The 23051-nt window shown below is 61.3% G+C and carries 23 protein-coding genes; 11 read left to right on the forward strand and 12 right to left on the reverse strand.

All coding sequences use genetic code 11. The annotated features are described in order from the left end of the window. The 8 genes from FFR93_RS22625 to FFR93_RS22660 form a co-directional block, all read right to left on the reverse strand. Positions 1-483, reverse strand: coding sequence for a chemotaxis protein CheW (locus FFR93_RS22625; RefSeq protein WP_171049239.1), 483 nt, complete (start codon positions 481-483; stop codon positions 1-3). Further along, positions 480-2297, reverse strand: coding sequence for a methyl-accepting chemotaxis protein (locus FFR93_RS22630; protein WP_138394854.1), 1818 nt, complete (start codon positions 2295-2297; stop codon positions 480-482). Before FFR93_RS22630 ends, FFR93_RS22625 begins: the two co-directional genes overlap by 4 nt. Positions 2298-2465: 168 nt before the next feature. Continuing rightward, a complete protein-coding gene (locus FFR93_RS22635; RefSeq protein WP_138394855.1) occupies positions 2466-4391 on the reverse strand; it encodes a methyl-accepting chemotaxis protein in 1926 nt (641 codons plus the stop codon). Between the two features lie 261 nt (positions 4392-4652). After that, positions 4653-6365 (reverse strand): methyl-accepting chemotaxis protein, encoded by a 1713-nt coding sequence (locus FFR93_RS22640; protein ID WP_138394856.1) that lies wholly within the window; start codon positions 6363-6365, stop codon positions 4653-4655. 31 nt (positions 6366-6396) lie between these two features. Then, complete coding sequence (locus FFR93_RS22645) at positions 6397-6906, reverse strand: chemotaxis protein CheW (RefSeq protein WP_064708770.1); 510 nt, start codon at positions 6904-6906, stop codon at positions 6397-6399. Beyond that, positions 6903-8948 (reverse strand): chemotaxis protein CheA, encoded by a 2046-nt coding sequence (locus FFR93_RS22650; RefSeq protein ID WP_064708769.1) that lies wholly within the window; start codon positions 8946-8948, stop codon positions 6903-6905. The genes FFR93_RS22645 and FFR93_RS22650 overlap by 4 nt, the downstream gene beginning before the upstream one ends. Next, positions 8945-9313, reverse strand: a complete 369-nt coding sequence (locus FFR93_RS22655; RefSeq protein ID WP_064708768.1) for a response regulator — start codon at positions 9311-9313, stop codon at positions 8945-8947. The genes FFR93_RS22650 and FFR93_RS22655 overlap by 4 nt, the downstream gene beginning before the upstream one ends. Continuing rightward, a complete protein-coding gene (locus tag FFR93_RS22660; protein WP_138394857.1) occupies positions 9310-9639 on the reverse strand; it encodes an STAS domain-containing protein in 330 nt (109 codons plus the stop codon). Before FFR93_RS22660 ends, FFR93_RS22655 begins: the two co-directional genes overlap by 4 nt. A gap of 338 nt (positions 9640-9977) precedes the next feature. On the opposite strand from FFR93_RS22660, the gene FFR93_RS22665 reads away from it, so the two are divergent. Beyond that, on the forward strand, positions 9978-11720 hold the full coding sequence (locus FFR93_RS22665; RefSeq protein WP_138394858.1) for a chemotaxis protein: 1743 nt from the start codon (positions 9978-9980) through the stop codon (positions 11718-11720). An 18-nt stretch (positions 11721-11738) separates the two neighbouring features. Here FFR93_RS22665 and FFR93_RS22670 read toward each other — a convergent pair whose 3' ends face one another. Together FFR93_RS22670 and FFR93_RS22675 are read right to left on the reverse strand one after the other, a co-directional pair. Next, complete coding sequence (locus FFR93_RS22670; RefSeq protein ID WP_138394859.1) at positions 11739-12821, reverse strand: tetratricopeptide repeat protein; 1083 nt, start codon at positions 12819-12821, stop codon at positions 11739-11741. Between the two features lie 10 nt (positions 12822-12831). Continuing rightward, positions 12832-13485 carry a thiamine phosphate synthase gene (locus FFR93_RS22675; RefSeq protein WP_138394860.1) on the reverse strand — a complete coding sequence of 218 codons (654 nt, stop codon included), beginning with the start codon at positions 13483-13485 and terminating at the stop codon, positions 12832-12834. 108 nt (positions 13486-13593) lie between these two features. Here FFR93_RS22675 and FFR93_RS22680 point away from each other — a divergent pair, with 108 nt between their 5' ends. Together FFR93_RS22680 and FFR93_RS22685 are read left to right on the forward strand one after the other, a co-directional pair. Then, a complete protein-coding gene (locus FFR93_RS22680; protein WP_138394861.1) occupies positions 13594-14358 on the forward strand; it encodes a sulfite exporter TauE/SafE family protein in 765 nt (254 codons plus the stop codon). Positions 14359-14424: 66 nt separating this feature from the next. Next, complete coding sequence (locus FFR93_RS22685) at positions 14425-14685, forward strand: metalloregulator ArsR/SmtB family transcription factor (RefSeq protein ID WP_003552646.1); 261 nt, start codon at positions 14425-14427, stop codon at positions 14683-14685. 185 nt (positions 14686-14870) lie between these two features. Here FFR93_RS22685 and FFR93_RS22690 read toward each other — a convergent pair whose 3' ends face one another. Beyond that, complete coding sequence (locus tag FFR93_RS22690) at positions 14871-15044, reverse strand: DUF465 domain-containing protein (RefSeq protein WP_008533139.1); 174 nt, start codon at positions 15042-15044, stop codon at positions 14871-14873. Positions 15045-15271: 227 nt separating this feature from the next. Between FFR93_RS22690 and FFR93_RS22695 the strand changes: the two genes are divergently transcribed. The 8 genes from FFR93_RS22695 to FFR93_RS22730 all read left to right on the forward strand — a co-directional run bounded on the left by FFR93_RS22695 (position 15272) and on the right by FFR93_RS22730 (position 22183). Beyond that, a complete protein-coding gene (locus FFR93_RS22695; RefSeq protein ID WP_010028538.1) occupies positions 15272-15475 on the forward strand; it encodes a DUF465 domain-containing protein in 204 nt (67 codons plus the stop codon). Positions 15476-15491: 16 nt separating this feature from the next. Further along, positions 15492-15986, forward strand: a complete 495-nt coding sequence (gene purE, locus FFR93_RS22700) for a 5-(carboxyamino)imidazole ribonucleotide mutase (RefSeq protein WP_138394862.1) — start codon at positions 15492-15494, stop codon at positions 15984-15986. Next, entirely contained in the window at positions 15983-17059 is a 1077-nt protein-coding gene (locus FFR93_RS22705; RefSeq protein ID WP_138394863.1) for a 5-(carboxyamino)imidazole ribonucleotide synthase, read from the forward strand. The genes purE and FFR93_RS22705 overlap by 4 nt, the downstream gene beginning before the upstream one ends. Before the next feature lie 165 nt (positions 17060-17224). After that, positions 17225-17350 carry a type B 50S ribosomal protein L36 gene (gene ykgO / locus FFR93_RS22710; protein WP_003582204.1) on the forward strand — a complete coding sequence of 42 codons (126 nt, stop codon included), beginning with the start codon at positions 17225-17227 and terminating at the stop codon, positions 17348-17350. Between the two features lie 109 nt (positions 17351-17459). Then, on the forward strand, positions 17460-18074 hold the full coding sequence (locus FFR93_RS22715) for a hypothetical protein (protein ID WP_138394864.1): 615 nt from the start codon (positions 17460-17462) through the stop codon (positions 18072-18074). Between the two features lie 113 nt (positions 18075-18187). Beyond that, positions 18188-19243 carry an alpha/beta hydrolase gene (locus FFR93_RS22720; protein WP_064708758.1) on the forward strand — a complete coding sequence of 352 codons (1056 nt, stop codon included), beginning with the start codon at positions 18188-18190 and terminating at the stop codon, positions 19241-19243. A 106-nt stretch (positions 19244-19349) separates the two neighbouring features. Beyond that, on the forward strand, positions 19350-21086 hold the full coding sequence (gene ggt, locus FFR93_RS22725; protein ID WP_138394865.1) for a gamma-glutamyltransferase: 1737 nt from the start codon (positions 19350-19352) through the stop codon (positions 21084-21086). Positions 21087-21208: 122 nt separating this feature from the next. Then, complete coding sequence (locus tag FFR93_RS22730) at positions 21209-22183, forward strand: threonine/serine dehydratase (RefSeq protein WP_138394866.1); 975 nt, start codon at positions 21209-21211, stop codon at positions 22181-22183. A 19-nt stretch (positions 22184-22202) separates the two neighbouring features. Here the strand turns inward: FFR93_RS22730 and FFR93_RS22735 are convergent, their stop codons facing one another. Next, positions 22203-23000 carry an SDR family oxidoreductase gene (locus FFR93_RS22735; protein WP_138394867.1) on the reverse strand — a complete coding sequence of 266 codons (798 nt, stop codon included), beginning with the start codon at positions 22998-23000 and terminating at the stop codon, positions 22203-22205. Positions 23001-23051 lie beyond the last annotated feature (51 nt).

Here is a 23051-nt window from a genome sequence, read left to right on the forward strand (position 1 = left end):
TCATGCCGCCGATTGCAGTGCAGAAGCATCCTCGCGCGACAAGAGACGTGCGAGATCGATGATGACGACAAAGCCGTTTTCACGGCGAACGACGCCGGCGATATAGTCCGAGCGCCAGCGCACGCCGATGTCAGGCGCCGCCTCGATCTGGTCACGCCGGAACGGTGTAACCTCGAAGACGCGGTCGGCGACGAGGCCGAGCGTTAGCAGCCGGCTTTCCATCGGCACGTCGAGCACGAGCACCCGCGTATGTGGCGTCGGCACCGTCTTCGTCATGCCAAGCTTCAATCGAAGATCGATGGTCGGCACGCCCTGCCCGCGCACATCACGCAGACCGAGCAGATAGTCGGGACCATTCGGAATTTTGAAGGCTTCCGCATAGTCGAGGATCTCCCGCACGACCTCGACCGGCACAGCAAAAATTTCCTCGCCGAGGCTGAAGGTCACGAATTGCGCTTCCAGAGATGTCGTTGCCATGATCATGCACTTTCCTTGAATTCGGCGTCACCATCATCGGGACCGCCCATGGAGAGATCGAGAGCGAAACCTTTCACCCGCGCCTGCTGGCCGGCGACACTGCTGGCCGCCGGTTTCTTGATCGCCGGCTTGCGGGCGGCGCTGGGAGCCGGGCTGCGGGCCGTCATATTGACGGCCGGCGCGCGTGACAGGCGGTTGCCTGCCGTATCGACCCTGAAGAATGCAATCGAGGTCTGCAGTTCTTCCGCCTGGGAGGCAAGTTCTTCCGAGGTCGCCGACATCTGTTCGGAGGCGCCGGCATTCTGCTGAGTCACCTTGTCGAGCTGTTGGATCGCCTCGTTGATCTGAGCCGCACCGACATCCTGCTCGCGGCAGGCCGCGCTGATTTCGGCAACGAGTTCCGCCGTCTTGCGGATGTCGGGCACCAGGCGGCCGAGCATGTCACCGGCTTCCTGCGCGGCCTTGACCGTATCGCCTGACAGGGCGCTGATTTCGGCCGCGGCCGACTGGCTGCGTTCGGCAAGCTTGCGCACTTCCGACGCGACCACTGCAAAGCCCTTGCCGTGTTCGCCGGCACGCGCCGCCTCCACAGCGGCATTGAGAGCGAGAAGGTCCGTCTGACGAGCGATTTCCTGAACGATGCTGATCTTCTCGGCAATAGTCCGCATCGCCTGCACGGCGCGCGTCACCGCATCACCGCTCGCTTCCGCGTCCTTGGCCGACTGCCGTGCGATCTTCTCCGTTTGTGCGGCATTGTCGGCGTTCTGCTTGATATTGGCGGCCATCTCCTCCATCGAGGCCGACGCCTCTTCGGCCGAAGCCGCTTGTTCGCTGGCACCCTGAGATACCTGCTCGGAACTTGCCGAAAGCTGCTGACTGCCGGCGGAAACATTCTCAGCGGCCGAGATGGCATCGGCGACGACGCCGCGCAGCCGCTCGACCATCTGTTCGAGCGCAATGCCGAGCGTATCCTTCTCTGAAAGGGGCTTCGGGGACACCATGAGGTCGCCGTTCGAAATCTGGTTGGCGATCGTCGCGGTGTTGCGCAGATTTGCCGTCATCCTGCTCATCGAATCGACGAGATCGCGGATTTCGTCATTGCTCTTATGCTCTATCTTCTGCTCGAGATCCCCGATGCTGACCGCGTCGGCGAGGTTGACGGCGCGCTTCAGGCCGCGGGAGATGTTAAGCAGGATCCAGATCGCGGCCGCCGACGAGACAAAGATCAAACCAATCGTCATCATGACAAGCAGATTACGCGAGTGGGCATACTGCTCGTTGGTGGCCGCATCCGTTTCCGCGAGATTGGCTGTCACGGTGTCGTTCAGCTTGGTGAGAATACCGAGCAGCTGGGCCGTCGCCTGCTGCCCTTCGCCCATCGAAATGACGCCGGCTTGAGCATTGGATTCCGTCGTATTCTCGGTGGCGAGACCGGCGATGCGATCCTGCAACGTGGTCCATTTACTATAGAGATCACCGAACTCGGCCATCTCCTTCTTGATCTCCGCATCGTTCGAAGCGGCAAGACGGCCCTGCAGTGTCTTGATGACTTCGTGCTGTTGCGCAATCTCCTCGACATAGCCTGTAATCTTGACCGGATCCGTATTGATGATCGCGTCCTTTTCGGCGCGGATAGAGCGCATGACGGCATCGGAAAGATCGCCCGAATCGCGCAGGTTGGCGACCGGACCGGCGACCATGATCGATATCTCACTGTTCAACGACGAAAGATTATAGATCGCAAGACCGGCCATGCCGCACGTGAGTAGCACGATGAAACCGAACACCAAGCTTAGTTTGAGTTTGATTGTGAAGCGCATTTCAAGCCCTCGTTAGTACCGCAGCGGGTATTCCGCGAAATCGCACATAGTGCCGTCGTGAAAACGCTTCATGCGTTGCCGGCAGGGCCGGCATGACCAAGTGCGTCCATGCACCGGTTCGATGCTGGGGCCGGTGTCGCCGCGCCCCAATCCTGTGTCCGAAGAGCGCTACGCGCTCTCGCGGAATTCTTCGTCCGCCATATCCGGTCCGCCCATCGACATGTCGAGAGCAAACCCCTTCGCACGAGCCTGTTGGGCGGCCACGCTACCGGCAGCCGGTTTCTTGGCCGCAGGCTTGCGCGCAGCGGTGGGAGTTGCACCCCGTACCGTCATCTTGACGGCCGGCGCGCGGGACTGGCGGTTGCCAGCCATGTCAACCTTGAAGAAGGCGATCGACGTCTGCAGTTCTTCCGCCTGCGCGGCGAGCTCCTCGGAAGTTGCAGACATCTGTTCGGAGGCGCCGGCGTTCTGCTGCGTGACCTTGTCGAGCTGCTGGATCGCCTCGTTGATCTGGGCCGCACCGATATCCTGTTCACGGCAGGCAGCACTGATCTCGGAAACGAGTTCCGCCGTCTTGCGGATATCGGGCACTAGGCGACCCAGCATATCGCCGGCCTCCTGAGCGGCTGTCACGGTATCGCTCGACATGGCGCTGATTTCGGCCGCGGCCGACTGGCTGCGTTCGGCAAGCTTGCGCACTTCCGATGCGACCACCGCAAAACCCTTGCCGTGTTCACCGGCGCGTGCCGCTTCCACAGCCGCATTAAGAGCGAGCAGATCAGTCTGGCGGGCGATTTCCTGGACGATGCCGATCTTCTGAGCGATCGTGCGCATGGCGTCGACGGCGCGCGTCACCGCTTCGCCGCTGGCTTCCGCATCCTTGGCCGACTGACGGGCGATCTTTTCCGTCTGAGCGGCATTGTCGGCATTCTGCTTGATGTTCGAGGCCATCTCTTCCATCGAGGCCGACGCCTCTTCGGCCGACGCGGCCTGCTCGGTGGCGCCTTGCGACACCTGTTCGGAACTTGCCGAAAGCTCCTGGCTGCCGGCCGAAACATTTTCGGCCGCCGAAATCGCGTCTGCGACCACGCCGCGCAACCGCTCGACCATCTGCTCCAGGGCAAGGCCAAGCGCATCCTTGTCGGAGAGCGGCTTCGGAGACACGGTCAGATCGCCGTTTGCGATCTGGTTGGCTATCCCGGCCGTGGTCCGGAGATTGGCGATCATGCTCTGCATCGCAATCCCGAGCGTGTCCTTGTCCGAGAGCGGCTTGGCATCAGTGGTCAGGTCGCCCATGGCGATCTGGTTAGCAAGCGCGGCGGTCGCACGCAGATTGGCGGTCATCGTGTTGACCGTATCGAGGAGATCCTTGATCTCGTCATTCGTCCTGATGTCGACTTTCTGATTGAGATCACCGATTGCCACGGCATTTGCGACGCTGGTGATCTTCCTCAGGCCGTTGTTGATGCCGAACGTGATCCACAAGGCGGCGCCGAGCGCCAGGAGCACAGCTATTCCAGATGCCGTGGTGAGGATGAGCTTCGTCGAACTATAAAGATCGGTGTTGGCCTGATCGGTCGCCTGCATGCCCTTGCGCTGGATCTCGGTCAGGGAGGCAATCGCACCGGCCATCTCGTCGGTCATCACCCTGAGATCGCCGAGTGAAAGCGCCAGCGCGCCCGATTTGTCGCCCCTTTCGTCGAGCTGCTGCAGTTCGGTCGACTTTTCACTAAATTTTTCTCCGATCGTCCGCAGCTTCTCCCAATGAGGCTTGCCCTCCGGCGAGGCGATGGCAAGCCCGGCGTCAACGGTGTCGAACAGCGTCTGCAGGTTCTGGTCGGCTTCCTTATAGAAGCCGGCTGCGGTCTCGTGATCGGTCGAAAGCAGCGCGTTCTTCTGAGCGCGGATCGCATTGACTTCGGCGATATTGGCATTCAGCGCCAGCTCCAGGCGGCGCACCGGCCCATCGATCATATTGCCGCTCGCCTCGTTCAAGGTGCCGAGGCTCAGGCTTCCGTAAACCGCGATGCCGATCAAAAGCAGCGTCATGACTGCAAAGGCAAGGCCTAGTTTGAGCTTAATGGTGAAACGCATGTGATACCCCGTGCCAAAACGATTGGATAGAAAGACGTTCCGATCCAGGGAACGCCGAACTTCAGAATGATTTGTCTGAAAGAGGGAAAGCGACTGCATTCACTTCCCGGCAGCCGAACATCTGTCGGTCGCAGCGTCAACGCCTACACGCGTTGGGGAGATTTCGGCCTCGGGCCACCGGAGCGGCCCGAGGGATCAAATGAGGGCGAAGGCGTTCACTGCCTCGCCGGGAAACGCTATGCGCTCTCCCCCGGAAAGCGCCTACGCGCTTTCCCGAAAATCGTCGTCGCTGGCATCCGGACCGCCCATCGACATATCGAGAGCAAAGCCCTTGAGACGCTGCTGCTGAGCCGCAACCGTCTGGCCACGGCCGCCCTGGCTTTGGGCCTGCTGGGCAGGCTTGCGGGCAACGGTCGGAGCCTTGACCACCTTGGCCGGACCTTTTGCCGGCGACTTCTGGGCGCCGGAACCCGCTCTGCCTGCCGTATCGACCTTGAAGAAGGCGATCGACGTCTGCAGTTCTTCCGCCTGGGAGGCGAGCTCCTCGGAAGTTGCAGACATCTGTTCGGAGGCGCCGGCGTTCTGCTGCGTGACCTTGTCGAGTTGCTGGATCGCCTCGTTGATCTGGGCCGCACCGATATCCTGCTCGCGGCAGGCGGCGCTAATCTCGGAAACGAGTTCCGCCGTCTTGCGGATATCGGGCACTAGGCGGCCGAGCATCTCACCGGCATCGGCAGCGGCCTTGACGGTATCGCTGGACATCGAGCTGATTTCGGCCGCGGCCGACTGGCTGCGCTCGGCAAGCTTGCGCACTTCCGATGCGACCACTGCAAAACCCTTGCCGTGCTCGCCGGCGCGTGCCGCTTCCACAGCGGCATTGAGGGCAAGCAGATCCGTCTGACGCGCGATTTCCTGGACGATGCTGATCTTCTGCGCGATCGTGCGCATGGCGTCGACCGCGCGCGTCACCGCCTCGCCGCTGGCTTCCGCATCCTTGGCCGACTGACGGGCTATCTTTTCCGTCTGGGCGGCATTGTCGGCATTCTGCTTGATGTTGGCGGCCATCTCCTCCATCGAGGCGGAAGCCTCTTCGGCCGAAGCCGCCTGCTCCGAGGCGCCCTGCGACACCTGCTCGGAGCTTACCGAGAGCTGCTGGCTGCCCGACGAGACGTTTTCGGCGGCCGATATCGCGTCGGCGACCACGCCGCGCAGGCGTTCGATCATGATGTTGACGTTGCCCAGGAGTTCGCCGATTTCATCATGGCTGGTGATATCGGCCATTTTCGTCAGGTCGCCTTCAGACACTTCACGCACCACGGTATTGGCGCGGCTGAGGCCTTTGCTGATCGTGCTGGCGATCCAGAAGGCGGTAATCGCGGCAATCAGCAGTGCAACGGCAGCGACGGCGATCATCGTCGTGCGCGTCGTCGCATACTGCGCGTCGGCATCGGCGTCGGCGGCCTTCATGCGCTGCTTTTCAAGCGCCAGGATCTCGGCGAGCGTCGAGTCGATATTGTTGACGGCATCCCGCGCCGTCGTAATGGAGACAGTGTTTGCACCTTCAGCATTGCCCACCTTCAGGTAGTCACGGATTTGGTCGTCGGCTGCGTTGAAGGACTTCGAAAATTCGGCGATACGAGCCCAGCGCGCCTTGCCTTCTTCCGTCGCAAGCGTCAGCACCTGATTGAAGGCGTCACTGAAGTCCTTGCGGGCCTGATTGCCCTTGTCGATCGCCGCGGCCGATTCATCGGCGCTACGGGCATTGAGCAGGTTCTTCTGCTGGCGGATGGCTTCGAGCTGCGCGATGTTGATCTGCTGCGCAAGGTCGAGGCGGGCCGCCGGGCCGGCAAGAAGATTGCCGATCGTATCGTTCAGTGATCCGAGGCTGAAAATGCCATAAACGGCAGTGCCCAATAACATGAGAATAATAAAGGTGAACGCCGTCACCAGTTTCGTCTTGATTGTCAGTCTCATCGTCCCAAACCCCTCTTGGATTCATCCGCCTTCAGTTGACGGCCCCCGCCGCGTCATGTCGCGATGAAAAAATCGCCTGCAGATTCGGGAGAATGATGAACTCTCCACCCCTCTTCACCAGGCAGTTGATGTAGTCGGCGCGCCAGCGCATGCCGACGCTCGGTGGCGCCTCGCTCGCGTTTTTTGTCAGCGTCGTCACCTCGTTCACCTTGTCGGTTCTGAGACCGACGAGCGTCGGCTCACCCTGCAGGTCGATCTCGATGACGATGAAGCGGCTGTCGATCGTCGCCTCCGCCGCCTCCATCCCGAAGGCGAGACGCAGGTCGGCGAGCGGAATGACCTTGCCGCGGAAGTTGATGACGCTGGCGACGAAGGGCTGGCTGCCCGGCACCGCGGTCTCCGGAAGCAGGTCCAGGATTTCCTGGACGATGACCGCCTCCAGCGCAAAGGTCTCGCCGTTGAGATCGAAGGTCAGGACCTCGACTTCCTCGGCATAGTTCCAATGATTGTCGAAACGTTCGACCGTTGCTGCTGCTCTCATCCTGCTACCCGCAATTGCGCCTCCTGTTGCTGACCCGCGGCAACCAGATGCCCGACGTCGAGAATGAGGGCGACGCTGCCGTCGCCGAGAATGGTGGCGCCCGAAAAAGTCGCCACGTCATTGTGGAGTTTCGACATCGACTTGATGACCGTCTGGTGATCGCCAATGATCTGGTCGACGACGAGGCCAACCCGCTCGGTTCCGGTCGAGATGACCACGACCTTCTGGTGCACATCGGGTTTCGTGCCGGTGCGGAATAGATCACGCAGGCGCAGGAACGGCACCAGACTGTCACGCAGCGAAATGAAGCTGCGGCCGCGTGAGCGGAGATCTTCCTCGAGCGATAGTTCGAGGCATTCCTCGACCGCCGAGAGCGGAATGACGTAGCGGCCCGAGCCGACACGCACCAGCAGTCCGTCGATGATGGCTAGCGTCAGCGGGATGCGCAGCGATACTTCCGAGCCCTGACCCGGCACGCTGACGATATCAATCGCGCCGCGAAGCGCCTCGACCGTCTTCTTGACGACGTCCATACCGACGCCCCGGCCGGAGAGATTGGTGATCGCCGCAGCCGTCGAAAAGCCGGGAGCGAAGATCAACTGCAGCAACTCTTGGTCCGAAAGCGGCTGGCCAGGCAGAATGAGACCGGAGGATTCCGCCTTGGCCCGAACCCGTTCACGATTAATGCCGCGGCCATCGTCCTTGATCGAGATGATCACCTCCCCGCCGGCCTGGCGGGCCGAAAGCGTCACCGTGCCGGCTTCGGTCTTGCCGGCGGCAAGGCGGTCGTCAGGTGTCTCGAGACCATGATCGATCGAGTTGCGCACCAGATGCACCAGCGGATCGGCCAGGCGCTCGATCACCGTCTTGTCGACTTCGGTCGTCTCGCCCTCCGTCACCAGCTCGATCACCTTCCCAGTTTCACGTGCGAGATCGTGGACAAGTCGACGGAAGCGGGAGAAGAGGGTCGCGACCGGCACCATGCGCAGCACCATCATCGTGTCGCGCAATTCGCCGGAAAGACGTTCGATTTCTTCCGATACGGAGCGCAACGCAATGTCGGTGCTGGCGCCGGCGAGCTGGCTGAGGCGCGATTGCGCAATGACGAGCTCACCGACGCGGTCCATCAGTTCGTCCAGACGCTCAGCCGGGACCCGCACGTTCTCGGCAGCCTTCGCCTGGCTGGCGGCGACGGGCGCCTCACGCTTGACGGGAACCGCCTCCACGGGACGGAATTCCGGCACGGCAGCAGCCGGCACAGGCGCCGGCGATACGGAGGCGGCAGCGACACGCGCCGGCCCTGCTTCAGCCGGAGCGGCTGCTATCGCCACTGTGCCGTCGATCTCATCAACGCTGAGTTCCATGTCGTCGAGCACGAAGATGAAGACGTCGTCGATCGCCGAACGGTCCTGCTCGCTGGTCAGCGTCACATCCCAGGAAACGTAGAGTTCCGTCGGAGTGAGCGCGTCGAGCGGTGGAATGGCCGAAGTATTGGCGCGCACGGTGCATTCGCCGAGATCACGCAACTCGTCCAGCAAACCCAGCGGATTGGTACCGTTGGCCATTGAACTGGCCGGCAGGCTGAAGCGGATGCGCCAGCTGTTCTTCCCCGATGTATTTTGCACGGGCGCTGTGACAGCGGCTGCCGCCGTGGCGGGCGTCGCAGTCTTGCCGCCGACGGCAGCCTGCAGCTGCGCCAGCAGCTTATGCCCGGTGTCGCCGTGATCGGCGTCGGGCTGTTCGACGAGGGCACGCATATGATCCTGGGCGGCGAGAACGGCGGCGACGAGTTCGCTGGTCGCCGCGACCTCGCCCTTCCGGACGCGGTCGAAGGCGGTTTCGCAATGATGGGTGAAGGCGGCGAGCGCCTCGAAACCGAACATCGCGCCCGATCCCTTGAGCGTGTGAAGCCCACGGAATACCGCGTCGACGAGATCCTTATTGTCGAGCTGGTGCGTGAGGTCGAGAAGTCCGGCCTCGATCGCTTCGAGGCATTCGGCAGCTTCCATGCGGAATACGGCGACGGGATCGAGGGCGCTCATCTTCCTAAGACCTTTTTCACGATCTTCACGAGATTTTCCGGGTCGAACGGCTTGGTCAGCCAGCCAGTCGCGCCTGCAGCCTTCGCACGCGCCTTGAGATCGGCGTCAGATTCCGTCGTTAGAAAGATAATCGGAACACCGGCCTGCGCTGGCAGCTTGCGCAGTTCCTCGATCATCGTCAGCCCGTCCATAACCGGCATGTTGAGATCGGTTACGATCAAATCGAAGCTGCCGCTTTTGGCCGCCATGAGGCCTTCCGCCCCGTTCACCGCTTCGGTGACGCTATAACCGGCATTGGTGAGCGTGACCTTGGTGGTCAGGCGGATGCTGGCGGAATCGTCTACGGTCAGGATGTTGGCACTCATAACATCACCTCTTTATGCAACCAGAACTTTAAGTCTTCCTGATCGAAGGATTCGATAAAGCCGCCGCGCTCAAGTACCTTCAGAACAGAGCCGCTGGCGGGGGAAGAAAGCCTGAACGTCTTTCCCTCAGATTTTGCTTGGCGACGCGCCGCCTCCACAAGTTGGATGAAACTGAGGTCAGCTTCAGCGCCATCAGAGATGCTGACGACAATTTCGTCTTTACTACGAAATTCAGCGCTAAGCTTGGAATGCAATTCCAACACATGGCGGATGCTTAGCATGTCCGGCAAATTTATAGATTCACAATATTGACTCTGAGTATCCAATGCAGCCCCCTAGGCCCGAGAAATACTTGTGACCCTAAGAGGACTCTCACGACAGCGTTAATGCAGCGTAAACAGCGGTTGTAGAAAACTGCCGTGTAGCGGATTCCGCGACTCCCAATTCTCATCCGGAATAAGTTGTATCTTTCTCTCAAAATTTAGAAACAATAGAGTAAAAACAGAGTCTTAAATGGTCTCTATTGACCCAGAACTGCGCCGGGCGCCTCGATCACACCTTTCATTAATCACAACGCACGCGAGTCTGTTGCGTTTACCGGACATTTCCATCCTGCCCGTAAAACTAGAGTCGAATGGTCTGTGTTTTGAGAAAAGGTATAAATGTGGCACACGCTCTGGTATTATCCGACGCTGCAGCCTACGCATCGGGGCGGGAGATCAGTCAGACCCTGGAATCCGCCCGCAGCCAAGTCGAGGAGCGCTTTCTCGAGGGCGGCTCGGTGCTGCTGTCAGTGATGGATGTCCTCAACCGCCTGCTGAATTCGCTCGAAAGTGTCGCCAAGGCACTCGACGACAAGGAGGCGAGCGATACCAGCGCCGATCTCCGCGCCACGGTGGAAAGCCTGACTGCATTGCCGGTCATCGAAGAAAACCGCCAGCAGGCGCTCATCTCGCTGGCACAAACCGGCAGGGAGCTGCGCAAGCATGTCACCGACATGCAGGAGACGATGCGCTATCTCAGAACCTTTGCCGTGACCGTAAAGATCACCGGCGCCGGCCTTGCCGAATTCGCCGGCTTCGCTCAGGAGATCCTCGAACGAATCTATTCGGGCACCGACGAGGTCAATCGCTTCGCCGCCCATCTCGACAGTCTCGAGAAAGAGGTCAAACTCGCCGCCTCCTTCGGCGCCAACATCTCTAAGAGCTACGCCGATACCGTTCCCGCGGTGGCCGGAGCCCTGCGCGATGATGCCGCCAAGATCACCGAACACCGCAAGAATCTCGGCGTCATCGCCCGAGAGGTTGGTGCTATTGCACGTGGTGTCCAGAGCAAGGTCAGCGCCACTCTATCGGCCCTCCAGATCGGTGATATCACCCGCCAGCGCATCGAGCATGTGCAGGCAATCTTTTCGCTGCTTGACGATTTCCTCGCCGGCGAAGATGGCGCCAGGCTCGACGCCGGCGCACGCCAGCGTCTCCAGAATGTTGTTCACCATCTGACCGCCGCGCAGATCAGCGACATGTGCGTCAATTTCCAGCGGGATTCGGAGAACGTCGTCAAGACGATCGCGAGTTTCGACCATGATATGCGGGAAATCCTCAAACTGCGCGATCAAATGGGGACGGAAAGCGGCGAAGCCGGCGGCAATTTCATGCGCGCGCTGGAAGCCAGCGTCTCTGCCGCCCACGAGATCGTCAAGCAGGTCGACACTGCAAGCCGCCAGGCCGATCAGGTAAGCCATTCGACGATCGGCACGGCCGCCAAGCTTTCCGAAGCCATCGCCAACATCCGCGCGGTCAAGACCGACATCCATTACATGGCTTTGAATACCAACCTGCGCTGCAGCCGGCTCGGCGAGGAAGGCAAGTCGATCAACGTGGTGACTGCCGAGCTGCGCATCTTCGCCGGCAAGCTCGACGAATCTGCCGACGCCATCGTCAATGGCCTGCCGGCGCTCGAAGCCGCAGCCGAGCGAGTGGCTCCGGCTACGGATGCGGCGGCCGGCGGACTGGGAGAGAGCCTGACCTTCGCCGTCGGCAATATCCGTTCCGCGGCCAACGTCATGGAAAACGAGCTGAAGGTACTCGCCGAGAACGGCCGCGAGGTCGCCACCAAGATTGGCCTGCTGATCGGCAAGCTGGACTTCCAGCATGAACTCGGCGATGTCCTTGCCCGCTGCGCCGATGTACTCGAAGGCGTCGCCGGCACCGATGTCTCCGATGTCTCCGATCTCGCCGAGACCATCGCGCCGCTCGACCGCAAGATCTTCAGGCTCTACACCATGGTCCAAGAGCGCAGCATTCACCGCGATATCATCCCGGCAAGCGAAGAGAGCATTCCAGCTCCGGCCGAGACCGCCAAAGCCGAAAATGATGAGGATCTTTTCGCCGACGCGCTTTTCTAAAGATGAAACGCGCGGCGGCTATCGCCGCCGGAATCTGTTGGCGGCGTCGATCGCCGCCTTCTGTTGTCCCTCCTCGATGCCGAGATAGAAATCCTCGAGGGCCGGATCGGCGAGTCCCGCACGGCGCGACAGCACATACCACTTCGCCGCTTCGATCGGATCCGGCGGCGTGCCGATCGCGTTGATATAGAGATGGGCGAGCTTGTTCTGCGCGACGACATTGCCGCCATTGGCGGCAAGTTTCAGCCACTCGAAACCCTTGACGTAGTCCTTCGCCCCGCCGACGCCGTTGACGAGCCAGATGCCGAGATCGAGCTGGGCCGTATCGAAGCCGGCACGCGCGGCACGCACCAGCCATTCGCGGGCAAGCTGCTTCTTTTCCTCCGGCAGGTCCTTCAGCGTCGCATAGATCTGCGCCACCGCATATTGCGAGTCGGCAATGCCCTGCTCGGCAGATTTCTCGTAGAACGGCAGCGCGAGCTTCAGCCCCTTTTCGCCGGGGTTGTCGGCGATGAGGATCTGGGCCCAGTTGAATTCTGCTGAGGGATTGCCGGCCTCGGCAGCCTTGCGCATATAATCGTCGGCCTTAGCCTTGTCGCGCGTCACACCGTGGCCTTCCATCAGCATCAGCGCATATTTGAACATCGCCGCAGGATCGCCGCCTTCGGCCGCCTTGCCGTACCAGAAGGCTGCATTCTTCATGTCCTTCTTGACGCCGAGGCCTTGCGAGAGGATTTCGCCGATAAGCGTCTGCGCCGCGGGGTCGCCGAGCTGGGCGCGCGGCAGGGCCTTGTCCATTGCCGTCAAGTAGTAGCCGCGCTGAAAGGCGCCGTAAGCCTCATCGATCGGACCTTTGTAGTCCTTCTCCGGCGGAAGCTCGGGCAGCTTCGCGCCCATGCGGTCGAAAACGCCGACGCCGTGCGAGGGCTTCACGTCCTCGCCGGTGAGCCGGTCCGTGCGGAAGCTTGAAGCCGGCGCAGTGCTCGGCTGGCTGATGACGCTGTCGGGTGCCTGCGCCAGGGCGATATTAGACCCGCCCGCGGTGAGGGCGACCATGCTGGAGAGCAGATATTTCAAAAGGCGGGCGGGCGGGATCGGCATGAGCGGGATTTCAATCCTCAAACCGTGGCGCTTTTTCGTCAAGCAGAGCGTTGATCTCGGCAACGATGGACGGCGCCCGTGCGGGCTCTCCGAACACCGCCAGCCGGAGCGCCACGAACTCTGCTCCGGTCTCGGCGACGGCAAGAGCCGACGCCGGATCGGTGCCGCCCATGACAATGCAGGGGATCTCTATCATCGAGGCCCACCATTCGCCGAGCGCGAGGTTCTTGGGATGCGCCTCAGGCTTGATGTCCCCGTCGAGTTTGCCGAAGAAGATATAATCCGGCCTGACCTCGCCGATCTCCAGCGCCGTGTGCCGGTCGCTCGCGTTGCCGCCGCCGACGATTAGCTTTGGTGCGTGTTTGTCGATCGCCTCCGACAGCGCCTGCGCGTTACCCGCAAGATGCAGGCCATCGGCCTTTGCCCGTCCCGCCACGCGGCTATCGCCTGCAATCAGCGCGGCGGCTCCGGCATCCTGGATTACCGGCACCAGCTTCTCGGCGTGTTTCTGGAAAGTGCCGTCGTCGAGCCCGTATTGCGGCACGATGACCGAGGCGACATCGCCGCCCTTCAGCGCGTCGGCGACGATCCTTGCCTGCTCATCGGCGTCGGCGATATCAGGGGCGATGAGGACCAGGCGGCAGCGATTTTCGGGTTCGGTCATGAGGTCTTTCCGTTTCCTGCGAATTCCCTTCTCGAAAGGACGGATCCGCACTCGTTTTGTGTGAGTAGTTCCGTTAGAGGAGGCTTGCAAGAGGAGGACGTCGAAAGCATGCCGCAGGACTTGTCATTCTACTACGCCGCCGTGCCCGCAGTTCTGCTAGTCGGACTTGCAAAAGGCGGCATGGGCGATGCTTTGTCGCTGATCGGCCTACCCTTTCTTGCCCTCGTGGTCTCGCCGCTCGAGGCGGCGGCGATCCTGCTGCCGATCCTGGTCTTCATGGACATGATCTCGCTTGTCATCTGGCGCAGGTACGGCGATTGGGCAACGCTGAAGATCATGCTGCCGGGTGCAATTTTAGGCATTGCCCTCGGCTGGGCGACTTCCGCGCTCGTACCCGGTAACGTGCTGCGTGTCGTCATCGGCGCGGTGACGATCCTCTTCTGTCTACGTTATTTCTGGAATAATTTCGGCCCCAGCGCCGGCAAGACGATCCCGCCGCGCGGCCAGCGGCCGGTGGCCGCCGGTCTCTGGGGAACGTTTTCCGGATATGGCAGCTTCGTCGCCCATGCCGGCGGCGCGCCGTTTCAGATCTATGCCCTGCCGCTCAAGCTGGAGCCGCGCGAATATACCGGCACCAGCGTGCGCTTCTTCGCGATCCTCAACGCCATCAAGCTGATCCCCTATTTCGCGCTCGGCCAGCTCGACACACAGAACCTTGCGACCTCCGCCACGCTCCTGCCTGTCGCGCCGCTCGCGACCCTTGCCGGCGCCTGGTGCGTGCGCCGCATGAAGCCTCAGATTTTCTACCCTTTCATGTATGCGATGGCACTGATCGCGGCCTTGCTGATCATGCGCGAGGGCCTTGGCGGGTAATGGCCGCAGCACGCTGCAATGCACAATTTTCTTGCTGCGCCGTGCGGTTTGACGTAGCGTTCCTGCATGTCGAACACGGACCCTTTCTCTGCGATTGCCGATCCTAACCGGCGCTTTCTGCTGGAGGAATTGCGGCGCGCGCCGCGCACGGTCAATGAGCTTGCCGAGGGCCTGCCGATCAGCCGACCCGCTGTCTCGCAACATCTGAAGGCGCTGCTGGACAGCAACCTCGTCTCCGTAACCTCGGAAGGTACGAAACGCATCTATGCGGTCAACAACCGCGGCTTTGACAAGCTCAATCTATGGCTAGATCAGTTCTGGGCCTGACCGCGCCCTTCCCCCGGCGCAATCATTGTAACGCCATTTGCTGCAAGCAGACGCAAAAGCGCCAGCCGCGACGTCACAAGCATCGGGCTGGCGCAATTCTGGTGTGATCACCGGTTCTTGCAAATTTTTGGCGGAATGGATGGATTTACCTCTTGCGCAAGATCGCCCGGCGACCCTTGGGAAGATCAATGGACGGATGACTTGAGACGCTGAATCTCGTCCTTGATGCGCAGCTTGCGGCGCTTGCATTCGGCAATTTCTGTATCGGAGATAGAGGGAGCTGTTCTAAGTGCATGCAACTCCTCCTCGAGAGCAACATGCTTTTTCTGGAGTGATTCAAGATGAGCTTCAACTGTCATTTGACCCTTCCTTCCTCTTACCCTCCCCAACCGTCTTCGTCGGGGATCAAGGTGTCAACGCGCGGACTGTGACATATTTTTGAAGGCTTGTCGAAGGCCAAAAGATGAAGATGAGATGGCAAATTCATGATCAAGACTAACTAGCCGTTACCCGTATTTGGTGATAGGAGCTTGCGGAAATCATCGGCAGATCGGACAAGGTCCGAGGACGATAACGGGGAATGCATATGGCCGATCAGGAACAGGCGGAAATCAGGCTCATGGTGGCGCGCCTGCGCCAGGAGCACGAGGATTTCGATGCCGCGATCAATGCCATGATTGAGACCGGGTGCGACGCTCTGCGAATCCAGCGCATGAAAAAGAAGAAGCTCGTCATCAAGGACAAGCTCTCCAAGCTGGAAGATCAGATCGTTCCCGACATCATTGCCTGAAAGGAGCGGCCGCGCGATGACAGACAGACCCCCCGTCGCCATCATCATGGGCAGCCAATCCGATTGGGAGACCATGAAGAACGCTGCCGACACGCTGGAATCGCTGGAGATTGCTTACGATGCGCGCATTATCTCGGCGCATCGCACGCCCGACCGGCTGGTCAACTTCGCCAAGGGTGCACGGGCTGAAGGGTTCAAGGTGATTATTGCCGGCGCCGGCGGCGCGGCCCACCTGCCGGGCATGGCCGCATCGATGACGCCGCTGCCGGTCTTCGGCGTGCCGGTCCAGTCTAAAGCTCTCTCCGGGCAGGACAGCCTTCTTTCCATCGTCCAGATGCCGGCCGGCATTCCGGTTGGGACGCTCGCCATCGGCAAGGCGGGCGCGATCAACGCCGCTCTTCTAGCCGCCGCCGTGCTTGCCCTTTCCGACGAAGAGATCGCCGATAGGCTGGACGAATGGCGCGAGCGCCAGAGTGCTGCCGTTGCCGAATACCCGATGGACGACCTATGACGGCAGGAACGATCGGCATCATCGGCGGCGGCCAGCTCGGCCGCATGCTGGCCATTGCCGCCGCCAGATTGAATTTCCGCACTATCATCCTCGAGCCGCAGCCGGACTGCCCGGCTGCCCAGCTTGCCAACCGGCAGATCGTTGCCGCCTATGACGATCCGGCCGCCTTGGCCGAACTCGCCGCCGCCTGCGACGTCGTCACCTACGAATTCGAGAATGTGCCCGTCGCGGCCGCCGAGAGGCTCTCGGCAAGCATCGCCGTCTACCCGCCGCCGAAGGCGCTTGAGGCAGCACAGGACCGGCTGGTTGAAAAACGCTTCCTCAACGGCTGCGGCATATCAACCGCCCGCTTTCATGCGATTGACAGCCAGGCCGATCTGGAGGCCGCCCTTGAGGATTTCGGCGGCCGGGGCGTTTTGAAGACCCGCCGCCTCGGTTATGACGGCAAGGGGCAGAAGGTATTCCGCTCCGCGGCAGACGATCCTGACGGCGCATATGCCGCGCTCGGGGCCGTGCCGCTGATCCTCGAAAGCTTTATCGCCTTCGAGCGCGAAGTCTCGATCATCGCTGCACGCGCCACGGACGGCGCGATCGTCTGCTTCGATCCTGCCGAAAACATCCACCGGAACGGCATTCTTCACACCTCGACCGTTCCAGCCGCAATCTCGGCGGCGACGGCGGAGGCCGCTCATCGATCGGCCGAAAAGATCCTCGCCGCATTGAACTATGTCGGCGTCATCGGCATCGAATTCTTCGTGCTTGCCGACGGCAGCCTGATCGCCAACGAGATGGCGCCTCGCGTCCACAATTCTGGTCATTGGACGGAAGCCGCCTGCGTCGTCAGCCAGTTCGAGCAGCATATACGCGCTGTCGCCGGCCTGCCGCTCGGCAATGGCGAGCGGCACTCCGACTGCGTCATGCGGAATCTGGTCGGCGACGATATCCTTGCCGTTCCCGATTGGCTGCAGCGTCCCGACACGCTGGTTCACCTCTATGGCAAGAGCGAGTGGCGCCCAGGTCGCAAGATGGGTCATGTCACCACATTGACGCCGAAATCGCCGGTTTCGCGGTGAGAAAGCGGCCCTGCGGCTTTGGAAAAACAGCATCATGTGGTTGACACGGAAAAGGTGACGAGGTATCTGCACCCCCACCTAAAGAGCGCGCCCCGACGGCGCGCTTTTGATTGTTAAAGTTACGGGCGAATGTGAATTCCCCCATAGAGATCGCGGATCAGAAAAATGAAGATCAAGAATTCGCTCAAGTCGCTCAAGGCTCGTCACCGTGACAACCGTCTGGTTCGTCGCAAGGGCCGCATCTACATCATCAACAAGCTGAACCCGCGCTATAAGGCTCGTCAGGGCTGATTGCGCGAATCCGGATTGCTGCGCCGCGCATGTTACGGCCAGGCATATCCGGTAGGTCGCTGCGGTGATCACGTCTAATTTGTTTGATCTTCGGCGCTGGCGGACTAATATGTCCGCTATGCGCTTTTTTGCTTTGACGTCAGCGGTGCTGCCGCTTGCTTTCATCCTCGTCGCCTCCCCGTTTCCTGCCGCCGCGGCGGAAAAGGACGTCATTGTCGAGCAGAGGGATGCCAGTAGTTCGCCGAAGCAGCGTCTCGATCAGCTTTTCAGCCAGCTGAAACGCGAGCGCGATCCCGACAAGGCCAGCAGCATCGCGAACGAAATTCGCATGGAATGGAATGATTCCGGCAGCGCGACCATCAATCTGCTGATGCAATGGGCCGACAAGGCGATCGAGGAAAAGCGCAATCCCGCCGCTCTCGATTTCCTCGACGAGGCGATCGCCCTCAAGCCAGATTATGCCGAGAGCTGGAATCGCCGCGCCTCGCTGAATTTTGTCATGGGCAATTACCGCAAGTCGATGTCCGACATCGAGCGCGTGCTGGATCTCGAGCCGCGCCATTTCGGCGCCCTCTCCGGCATGGCCGCGATCCTCAGCAATTCCGGCAACGACCAATTGACGCTGAAGGCCTGGGAACGGTTCCTCGATATCTATCCCGCCGAACGCACCGCGCAGGAACAGGTCAACATGCTTGCGGAAAAACTGGCAGGCAATCGAACCTGAAGCCGAGTCGCCGCGCTTGACCGCCGCCCAGATCGCGCAATTTTCAGAACTGTCGAGGCATTTTGACACGACTGCTGCCCTCGCAAGAACCATCGATTGTCGCCGTTAAGATCATGCTTGCAGAAGTTTCCGTTCTTCTCGCCCCGCTGGCCGCCGCCATAGGTTACTCCTCTTACAAGGCGCGGCAATTCGAACAGACCTATCCGAATATCGGCGAACTGACGGATGTCGGCGGCTACCGCATGAATGCCGTCCATATCGAGCGTCCCGAGAATGCGGATCTGCCGGCGCTCGTCTTCATTCACGGCGCCAGCGGCAATCTGCTCGATCAGATCGTTGCCTTTCGCGCTGCGCTCGAAGGGCGGGCGGAAATGCTGTTCGTCGATCGTCCCGGTCACGGTTATTCCGAACGTGGCGGCCCCGAGAACGCCGTCCCCTCAGGCCAGGCCGATGCAATCGCCCGACTGATGGAAAAGCGCGGCATTGAGAAGGCGATCATCGTCGGCCATTCCTTCGGCGGCGCAATCACCGCCGCCTTCGGCCTGCGACATCCCGACAAAACCGCAGGCCTTCTCTTCCTCGCGCCCGCCACCCATCCGTGGCCCGGCGGCATCGACTGGTATTATCATGTGGCAACCGTGCCGCTCGTTGGTTGGCTCTTCAACCACGCTATCGTCGTTCCGCTTGGACTGAGCCGGCTGGAGCGCGGCACGCTGAATGTTTTCCGTCCCAATCCGCGGCCTGCCGATTACATCGAGAAAACCGGTCCGTCGCTTGTGCTGCGGCCGCGCACCTTCCACAACAATGCCGCTGATTTCAAAAGGTTGCTCGCCTATGTGAAGGAGCAGTCGCTGCTTTATTCGCAGATCACCGCGCCGACCGTCATCATAACAGGCGACCGCGACGAAATCGTCTGGGAACACCTGCATTCTCGCGGCCTTGCCCGCGATATAGCGGGCTCCGAACTCGTTACGGTCCGCGGCGTCGGACACAAGCCGGATTATCTCGCCACCGATGTCGCCATCGCCGCCATGGAAAAGATCGCCGGCGAGCCGCGCGACCTGCAGGCGAGCGCCCGCCGGGCCGAGGAGAGGCTTGCCGCCTCTCTTGAAGATCACGCGATGCAGATCCAGCCGTCGCTGATGCCGGGGGCTCTCTCCGGCGTCTAGTATCGCCGGTCGGACAGCCAGCTCCCACAAAGCCTAGGTCGCCGCATTGCCGCCGACCGCGGCAGCCCCATATGTCTTTCCGTTGTTGTCCATAGGAGGGGAAATCATGGGCCGCCTGCATATCGGGACGATCTCCGTCATATCGGCATTGTCGCTAAGTCTGACCACGGCTTTCGCGGCGTCGCCCGCACCTGTCGAAGCCGAACACGGGATGGTCGTCACTGCCCAGCATCTGGCGACCGATGTCGGCGTCGAGGTGCTGAAGAGCGGCGGCAACGCCGTCGATGCGGCGGTCGCCGTCGGTTACGCACTGGCGGTCGTCTATCCCTCGGCAGGCAATCTCGGCGGCGGCGGCTTCATGACCATCCGCCTGAAAGACGGCACCAAAACCTTCCTCGATTTCCGCGAACGGGCGCCGCTCGCCGCGACGAAGACCATGTATCTCGACAGCAAGGGCGATATCGTGCCGCGCGCCAGCCTTGACGGTTATCTCGCCGTCGGCGTTCCCGGTTCCGTCATGGGCTTCGAGACGGCGCGCGAGAAATACGGCACCCGATCACGCCAGGATTTGATCGCGCCGGCGCTGCGTCTCGCCAAAGACGGCTTCACTCTGGAGCAGGGCGACGCGGCGATCCTTGCTGGCAGCGCCAAGCGCCTTGCGAAGGACGAGACGGCAGCGAAGATTTTCCTGAAACCGGACGGCAAGACCTATGCCTCCGGCGAAAAGCTTGCGCAGCCGGATCTCGCCGCGGTGCTGGCAGCCATCTCGGAAAGAGGCCCCGACGCCTTCTACAAGGCCGCCCCCGCCGAGGCGATCGTCCAAGCGAGCCAGGCCAAGGGTGGTATCCTTGCCAAGGAAGATTTCGAGCAATATACCGTGCGCGAGTTGAAGCCGATCGAGTGCAATTACCGCGGCTACGACATCATCTCTTCGCCGCCACCCTCCTCCGGCGGCGTTATCATCTGCGAGATCCTCAACGTCCTCGAAGGCTATCCGCTCTCCTATCTCGGCTACGCCTCGGCTGAAACCGTGCATGTCATGGTCGAGGCGATGCGCTACGCCTATGTCGACCGCAACGCCGCACTCGGCGATCCCGATTTCGTCGAGAACCCGATCGAAAAACTGCTCGACAAGAGCTACGCCAAAGAGATCTCAGCAAAGATCGACCCTTATAAGGCCGGGACTTCGGCGAATTTGAAACCGCTCGGCGGCAAGGAAAGCAACGAGACGACCCACTATTCCATCATCGACGACGCGGGCAATGCGGTTGCCGTGACCTATACGCTGAACGGCTCCTTCGGCGCGGCGGTCGTAGCGCCCGGCACCGGCGTTCTGCTCAACAACGAGATGGACGATTTCACCTCCAAGCCGGGTGTGCCGAACCTTTACGGTCTTGTTCAGGGCGAAGCCAATGCCATCGCCCCGAAGAAGACGCCCCTCTCCTCGATGAGCCCTACGATCGTCACCCGCGACGGCAAGCCCTTCATGGTGATCGGCAGCCCCGGCGGCTCGCGCATCATCACCATCACGCTGGAGGCGATTTTGAATGTCGTCGATTTCGGAATGGATATCGGCCAGGCGGTCAATGCACCGCGTTTCCATCACCAATGGCAGCCCGACAAAGTCTATCTCGAGCCCTATGCGCTTTCGCCGGATACGGAAAGGACGCTTGCGGCGATGGGTTATAGCTTCGACGGCGGCAACGACGCGCCGCTCTGGGGCCAGGCGGCCGGCATACTCGTAGGCGGCAAAAGCCTTGCCGCCATCGAAAAGGGCGGCGGCGCGCGCTACAACGGCGCCATGGACGCCCGCGCGACGGAAGGCTCGGCGGGCGGTTATTGACGGTCGGCGAGCCGCGGGCATAGGCGCGTTGGGCATTCATGTCACGGTGACAAAGTCGCCGTTCACAAACCGTTTGCCCCGTCCTATGCCATGAGCGATCCCGCAAGCAGGACGATTCCCGAATGGTCAGCATTGAAATGATTGTTGCCGCCCGCGCCCGACTGCGCGGTCACATCAGACGCACGCCGCTTCTCTCCTCCCCCTTCCTGAACGAGATCGCCGGCCGGCGCCTGTTCGTGAAGGCGGAATGTTTGCAGCATTCGGGTTCCTTCAAGTTTCGCGGCGGCTGGTCTGCCGTCTCCGGCCTCGACCCGGCCGTACGCGCGCGCGGCGTCATCGCCTTCTCCTCCGGCAATCATGCGCAGGGTGTCGCCCTTGCCGCCAAGCTGCACGGCGTGCCCGCCGTGATCATCATGCCGAGCGATGCGCCGAAGCTGAAGATCGCCAATACCCGCGCCTTCGGTGCCGAAGTCGTGCTCTACGACCGCGCCAATGAGGATCGGGACGAAATCGGCGCCCGGCTCTCCGCCGAACGCGGCCTGACGCTGATCAAGCCTTTCGACGAGCCCCTGGTGATCGCCGGCCAGGGCACGACCGGCCTCGAAATCTCCGAGCAGGCTGAAGAAGAGGGTGTCACGTCAGCCGAAGTTCTCGTTCCCTGCGGCGGCGGCGGGCTGAGCTCCGGCATCGCCCTTGCCCTCGAAGCCAGCGCGCCGGATTTTCGCGTCCGTCCATGCGAGCCCGAGAATTTCGACGATACCGCCCGTTCGCTCGCCTCCGGCAGGATCGAACGCAATGCCTCAATGTCGGGCTCGATCTGCGATGCGATCATCACGCCGCAGCCGGGCAATGTCACCTTTCCGATCCTGAAGCGCCTCGCCGGCGCCGGCATCGTGGTCACCGACGAGGAGGCGCTGCGGGCGATGGCGCTCGCCTTCGTAAGGCTGAAGATCGTCGTCGAGCCGGGTGGCGCAGTGGCGCTGGCTGCCGCCCTTTTCCATGGTGAGGCGCTGGAAAGCGATGCGGTCGTCGCCGTCACCTCCGGCGGCAATGTCGATGCCGACATCTTCACCATGGCGCTGGAACGCTTCGGCTGAGTAAACGCGGGCGCGTCAGTCAGGCCGTCTTATATCGTTTCGCCGGCGCTGTCCGGGAGAGGCTCGGCATCAGTGCCTGGCGCGCTTGTTCATAGGCAGTCAGCAGACTGCCATCCTCAAGCGACGGGATCGTCGCGAATTCGCCGAGCTCGAGGCCTGCGAGCGAGGCATCGACCATATCTTCCGCCGACATCACGATTTCACCGGGTAAATGCTCCACGGGTGTGCCGGCGACGCCCCAGAACTCCGTTGCTGTGGCACCAGGCAACACAGCCTGGACGCGGATATTCTTTTCTGCGAGTTCGTGCTTCAACGACTGGCTGAAGGCAAGCACAAAGGCCTTCGTACCGCCATAGACGCCGTTCAACAGTTCCGGCGCAATCGCAACAATGGAAGCGATATTAATGACCGTTCCGCCGCCGCGTGAGACGAAACCAGGAACGGCGGCATAAGTCAGCCGCATCAGTGCAGTGACGTTAAGCTCGATCATTTCCTGCATCTTATCGACATCGGCGGCAAGCAACGGGGCCGTTCCGCCGAAGCCGGCATTGTTGACCAGAAGCGTGATGCTTCGGTCTCCCTTCAGCACGCTCTCGACGCGGGAAAGATCCACCTTCCTGCCGAGATCAGCGACAAGGGTCTCGACCGTCCTGCCGGTTTCCGTCGTCAGCCGATCTGCCAATGCCCTCAGCCGCTCCTCATTGCGGGCGACGATGATCAGGTCGTACCCCTGCTTTGCCAGTCTGTGGGCATAGATTGCGCCGATGCCCGAGGATGCGCCGGTGATAAGCGCCGTACCCTTATGTTCCTGTACCATGCTCCATCTCCTTCATGCGCCGGACCTCGCCCTGCGCGTGAAGATAATAAT

The sequence above is a fragment of the Rhizobium sp. MHM7A genome, assembly GCF_005862215.1.
Classification (GTDB): domain Bacteria; phylum Pseudomonadota; class Alphaproteobacteria; order Rhizobiales; family Rhizobiaceae; genus Rhizobium; species Rhizobium bangladeshense.

Excerpts from the sequence above, each read along its gene's own strand:
- FFR93_RS22625 (WP_171049239.1), bottom strand. The coding sequence starts at position 483 with ATGATCATGGCAACGACATCTCTGGAAGCGCAATTCGTGACCTTCAGC.
- FFR93_RS22630 (WP_138394854.1), bottom strand. The coding sequence starts at position 2,297 with ATGCGCTTCACAATCAAACTCAAACTAAGCTTGGTGTTCGGTTTCATC.
- FFR93_RS22635 (WP_138394855.1), bottom strand. The coding sequence starts at position 4,391 with ATGCGTTTCACCATTAAGCTCAAACTAGGCCTTGCCTTTGCAGTCATG.
- FFR93_RS22640 (WP_138394856.1), bottom strand. The coding sequence starts at position 6,365 with ATGAGACTGACAATCAAGACGAAACTGGTGACGGCGTTCACCTTTATT.
- FFR93_RS22645 (WP_064708770.1), bottom strand. The coding sequence starts at position 6,906 with ATGAGAGCAGCAGCAACGGTCGAACGTTTCGACAATCATTGGAACTAT.
- FFR93_RS22650 (WP_064708769.1), bottom strand. The coding sequence starts at position 8,948 with ATGAGCGCCCTCGATCCCGTCGCCGTATTCCGCATGGAAGCTGCCGAA.
- FFR93_RS22655 (WP_064708768.1), bottom strand. The coding sequence starts at position 9,313 with ATGAGTGCCAACATCCTGACCGTAGACGATTCCGCCAGCATCCGCCTG.
- FFR93_RS22670 (WP_138394859.1), bottom strand. The coding sequence starts at position 12,821 with ATGCCGATCCCGCCCGCCCGCCTTTTGAAATATCTGCTCTCCAGCATG.
- FFR93_RS22675 (WP_138394860.1), bottom strand. The coding sequence starts at position 13,485 with ATGACCGAACCCGAAAATCGCTGCCGCCTGGTCCTCATCGCCCCTGAT.
- FFR93_RS22680 (WP_138394861.1), top strand. The coding sequence starts at position 13,594 with ATGCCGCAGGACTTGTCATTCTACTACGCCGCCGTGCCCGCAGTTCTG.
- FFR93_RS22685 (WP_003552646.1), top strand. The coding sequence starts at position 14,425 with ATGTCGAACACGGACCCTTTCTCTGCGATTGCCGATCCTAACCGGCGC.
- FFR93_RS22690 (WP_008533139.1), bottom strand. The coding sequence starts at position 15,044 with ATGACAGTTGAAGCTCATCTTGAATCACTCCAGAAAAAGCATGTTGCT.
- FFR93_RS22695 (WP_010028538.1), top strand. The coding sequence starts at position 15,272 with ATGGCCGATCAGGAACAGGCGGAAATCAGGCTCATGGTGGCGCGCCTG.
- purE (WP_138394862.1), top strand. The coding sequence starts at position 15,492 with ATGACAGACAGACCCCCCGTCGCCATCATCATGGGCAGCCAATCCGAT.
- FFR93_RS22705 (WP_138394863.1), top strand. The coding sequence starts at position 15,983 with ATGACGGCAGGAACGATCGGCATCATCGGCGGCGGCCAGCTCGGCCGC.
- ykgO (WP_003582204.1), top strand. The coding sequence starts at position 17,225 with ATGAAGATCAAGAATTCGCTCAAGTCGCTCAAGGCTCGTCACCGTGAC.
- FFR93_RS22715 (WP_138394864.1), top strand. The coding sequence starts at position 17,460 with ATGTCCGCTATGCGCTTTTTTGCTTTGACGTCAGCGGTGCTGCCGCTT.
- FFR93_RS22720 (WP_064708758.1), top strand. The coding sequence starts at position 18,188 with ATGCTTGCAGAAGTTTCCGTTCTTCTCGCCCCGCTGGCCGCCGCCATA.
- ggt (WP_138394865.1), top strand. The coding sequence starts at position 19,350 with ATGGGCCGCCTGCATATCGGGACGATCTCCGTCATATCGGCATTGTCG.
- FFR93_RS22730 (WP_138394866.1), top strand. The coding sequence starts at position 21,209 with ATGGTCAGCATTGAAATGATTGTTGCCGCCCGCGCCCGACTGCGCGGT.
- FFR93_RS22735 (WP_138394867.1), bottom strand. The coding sequence starts at position 23,000 with ATGGTACAGGAACATAAGGGTACGGCGCTTATCACCGGCGCATCCTCG.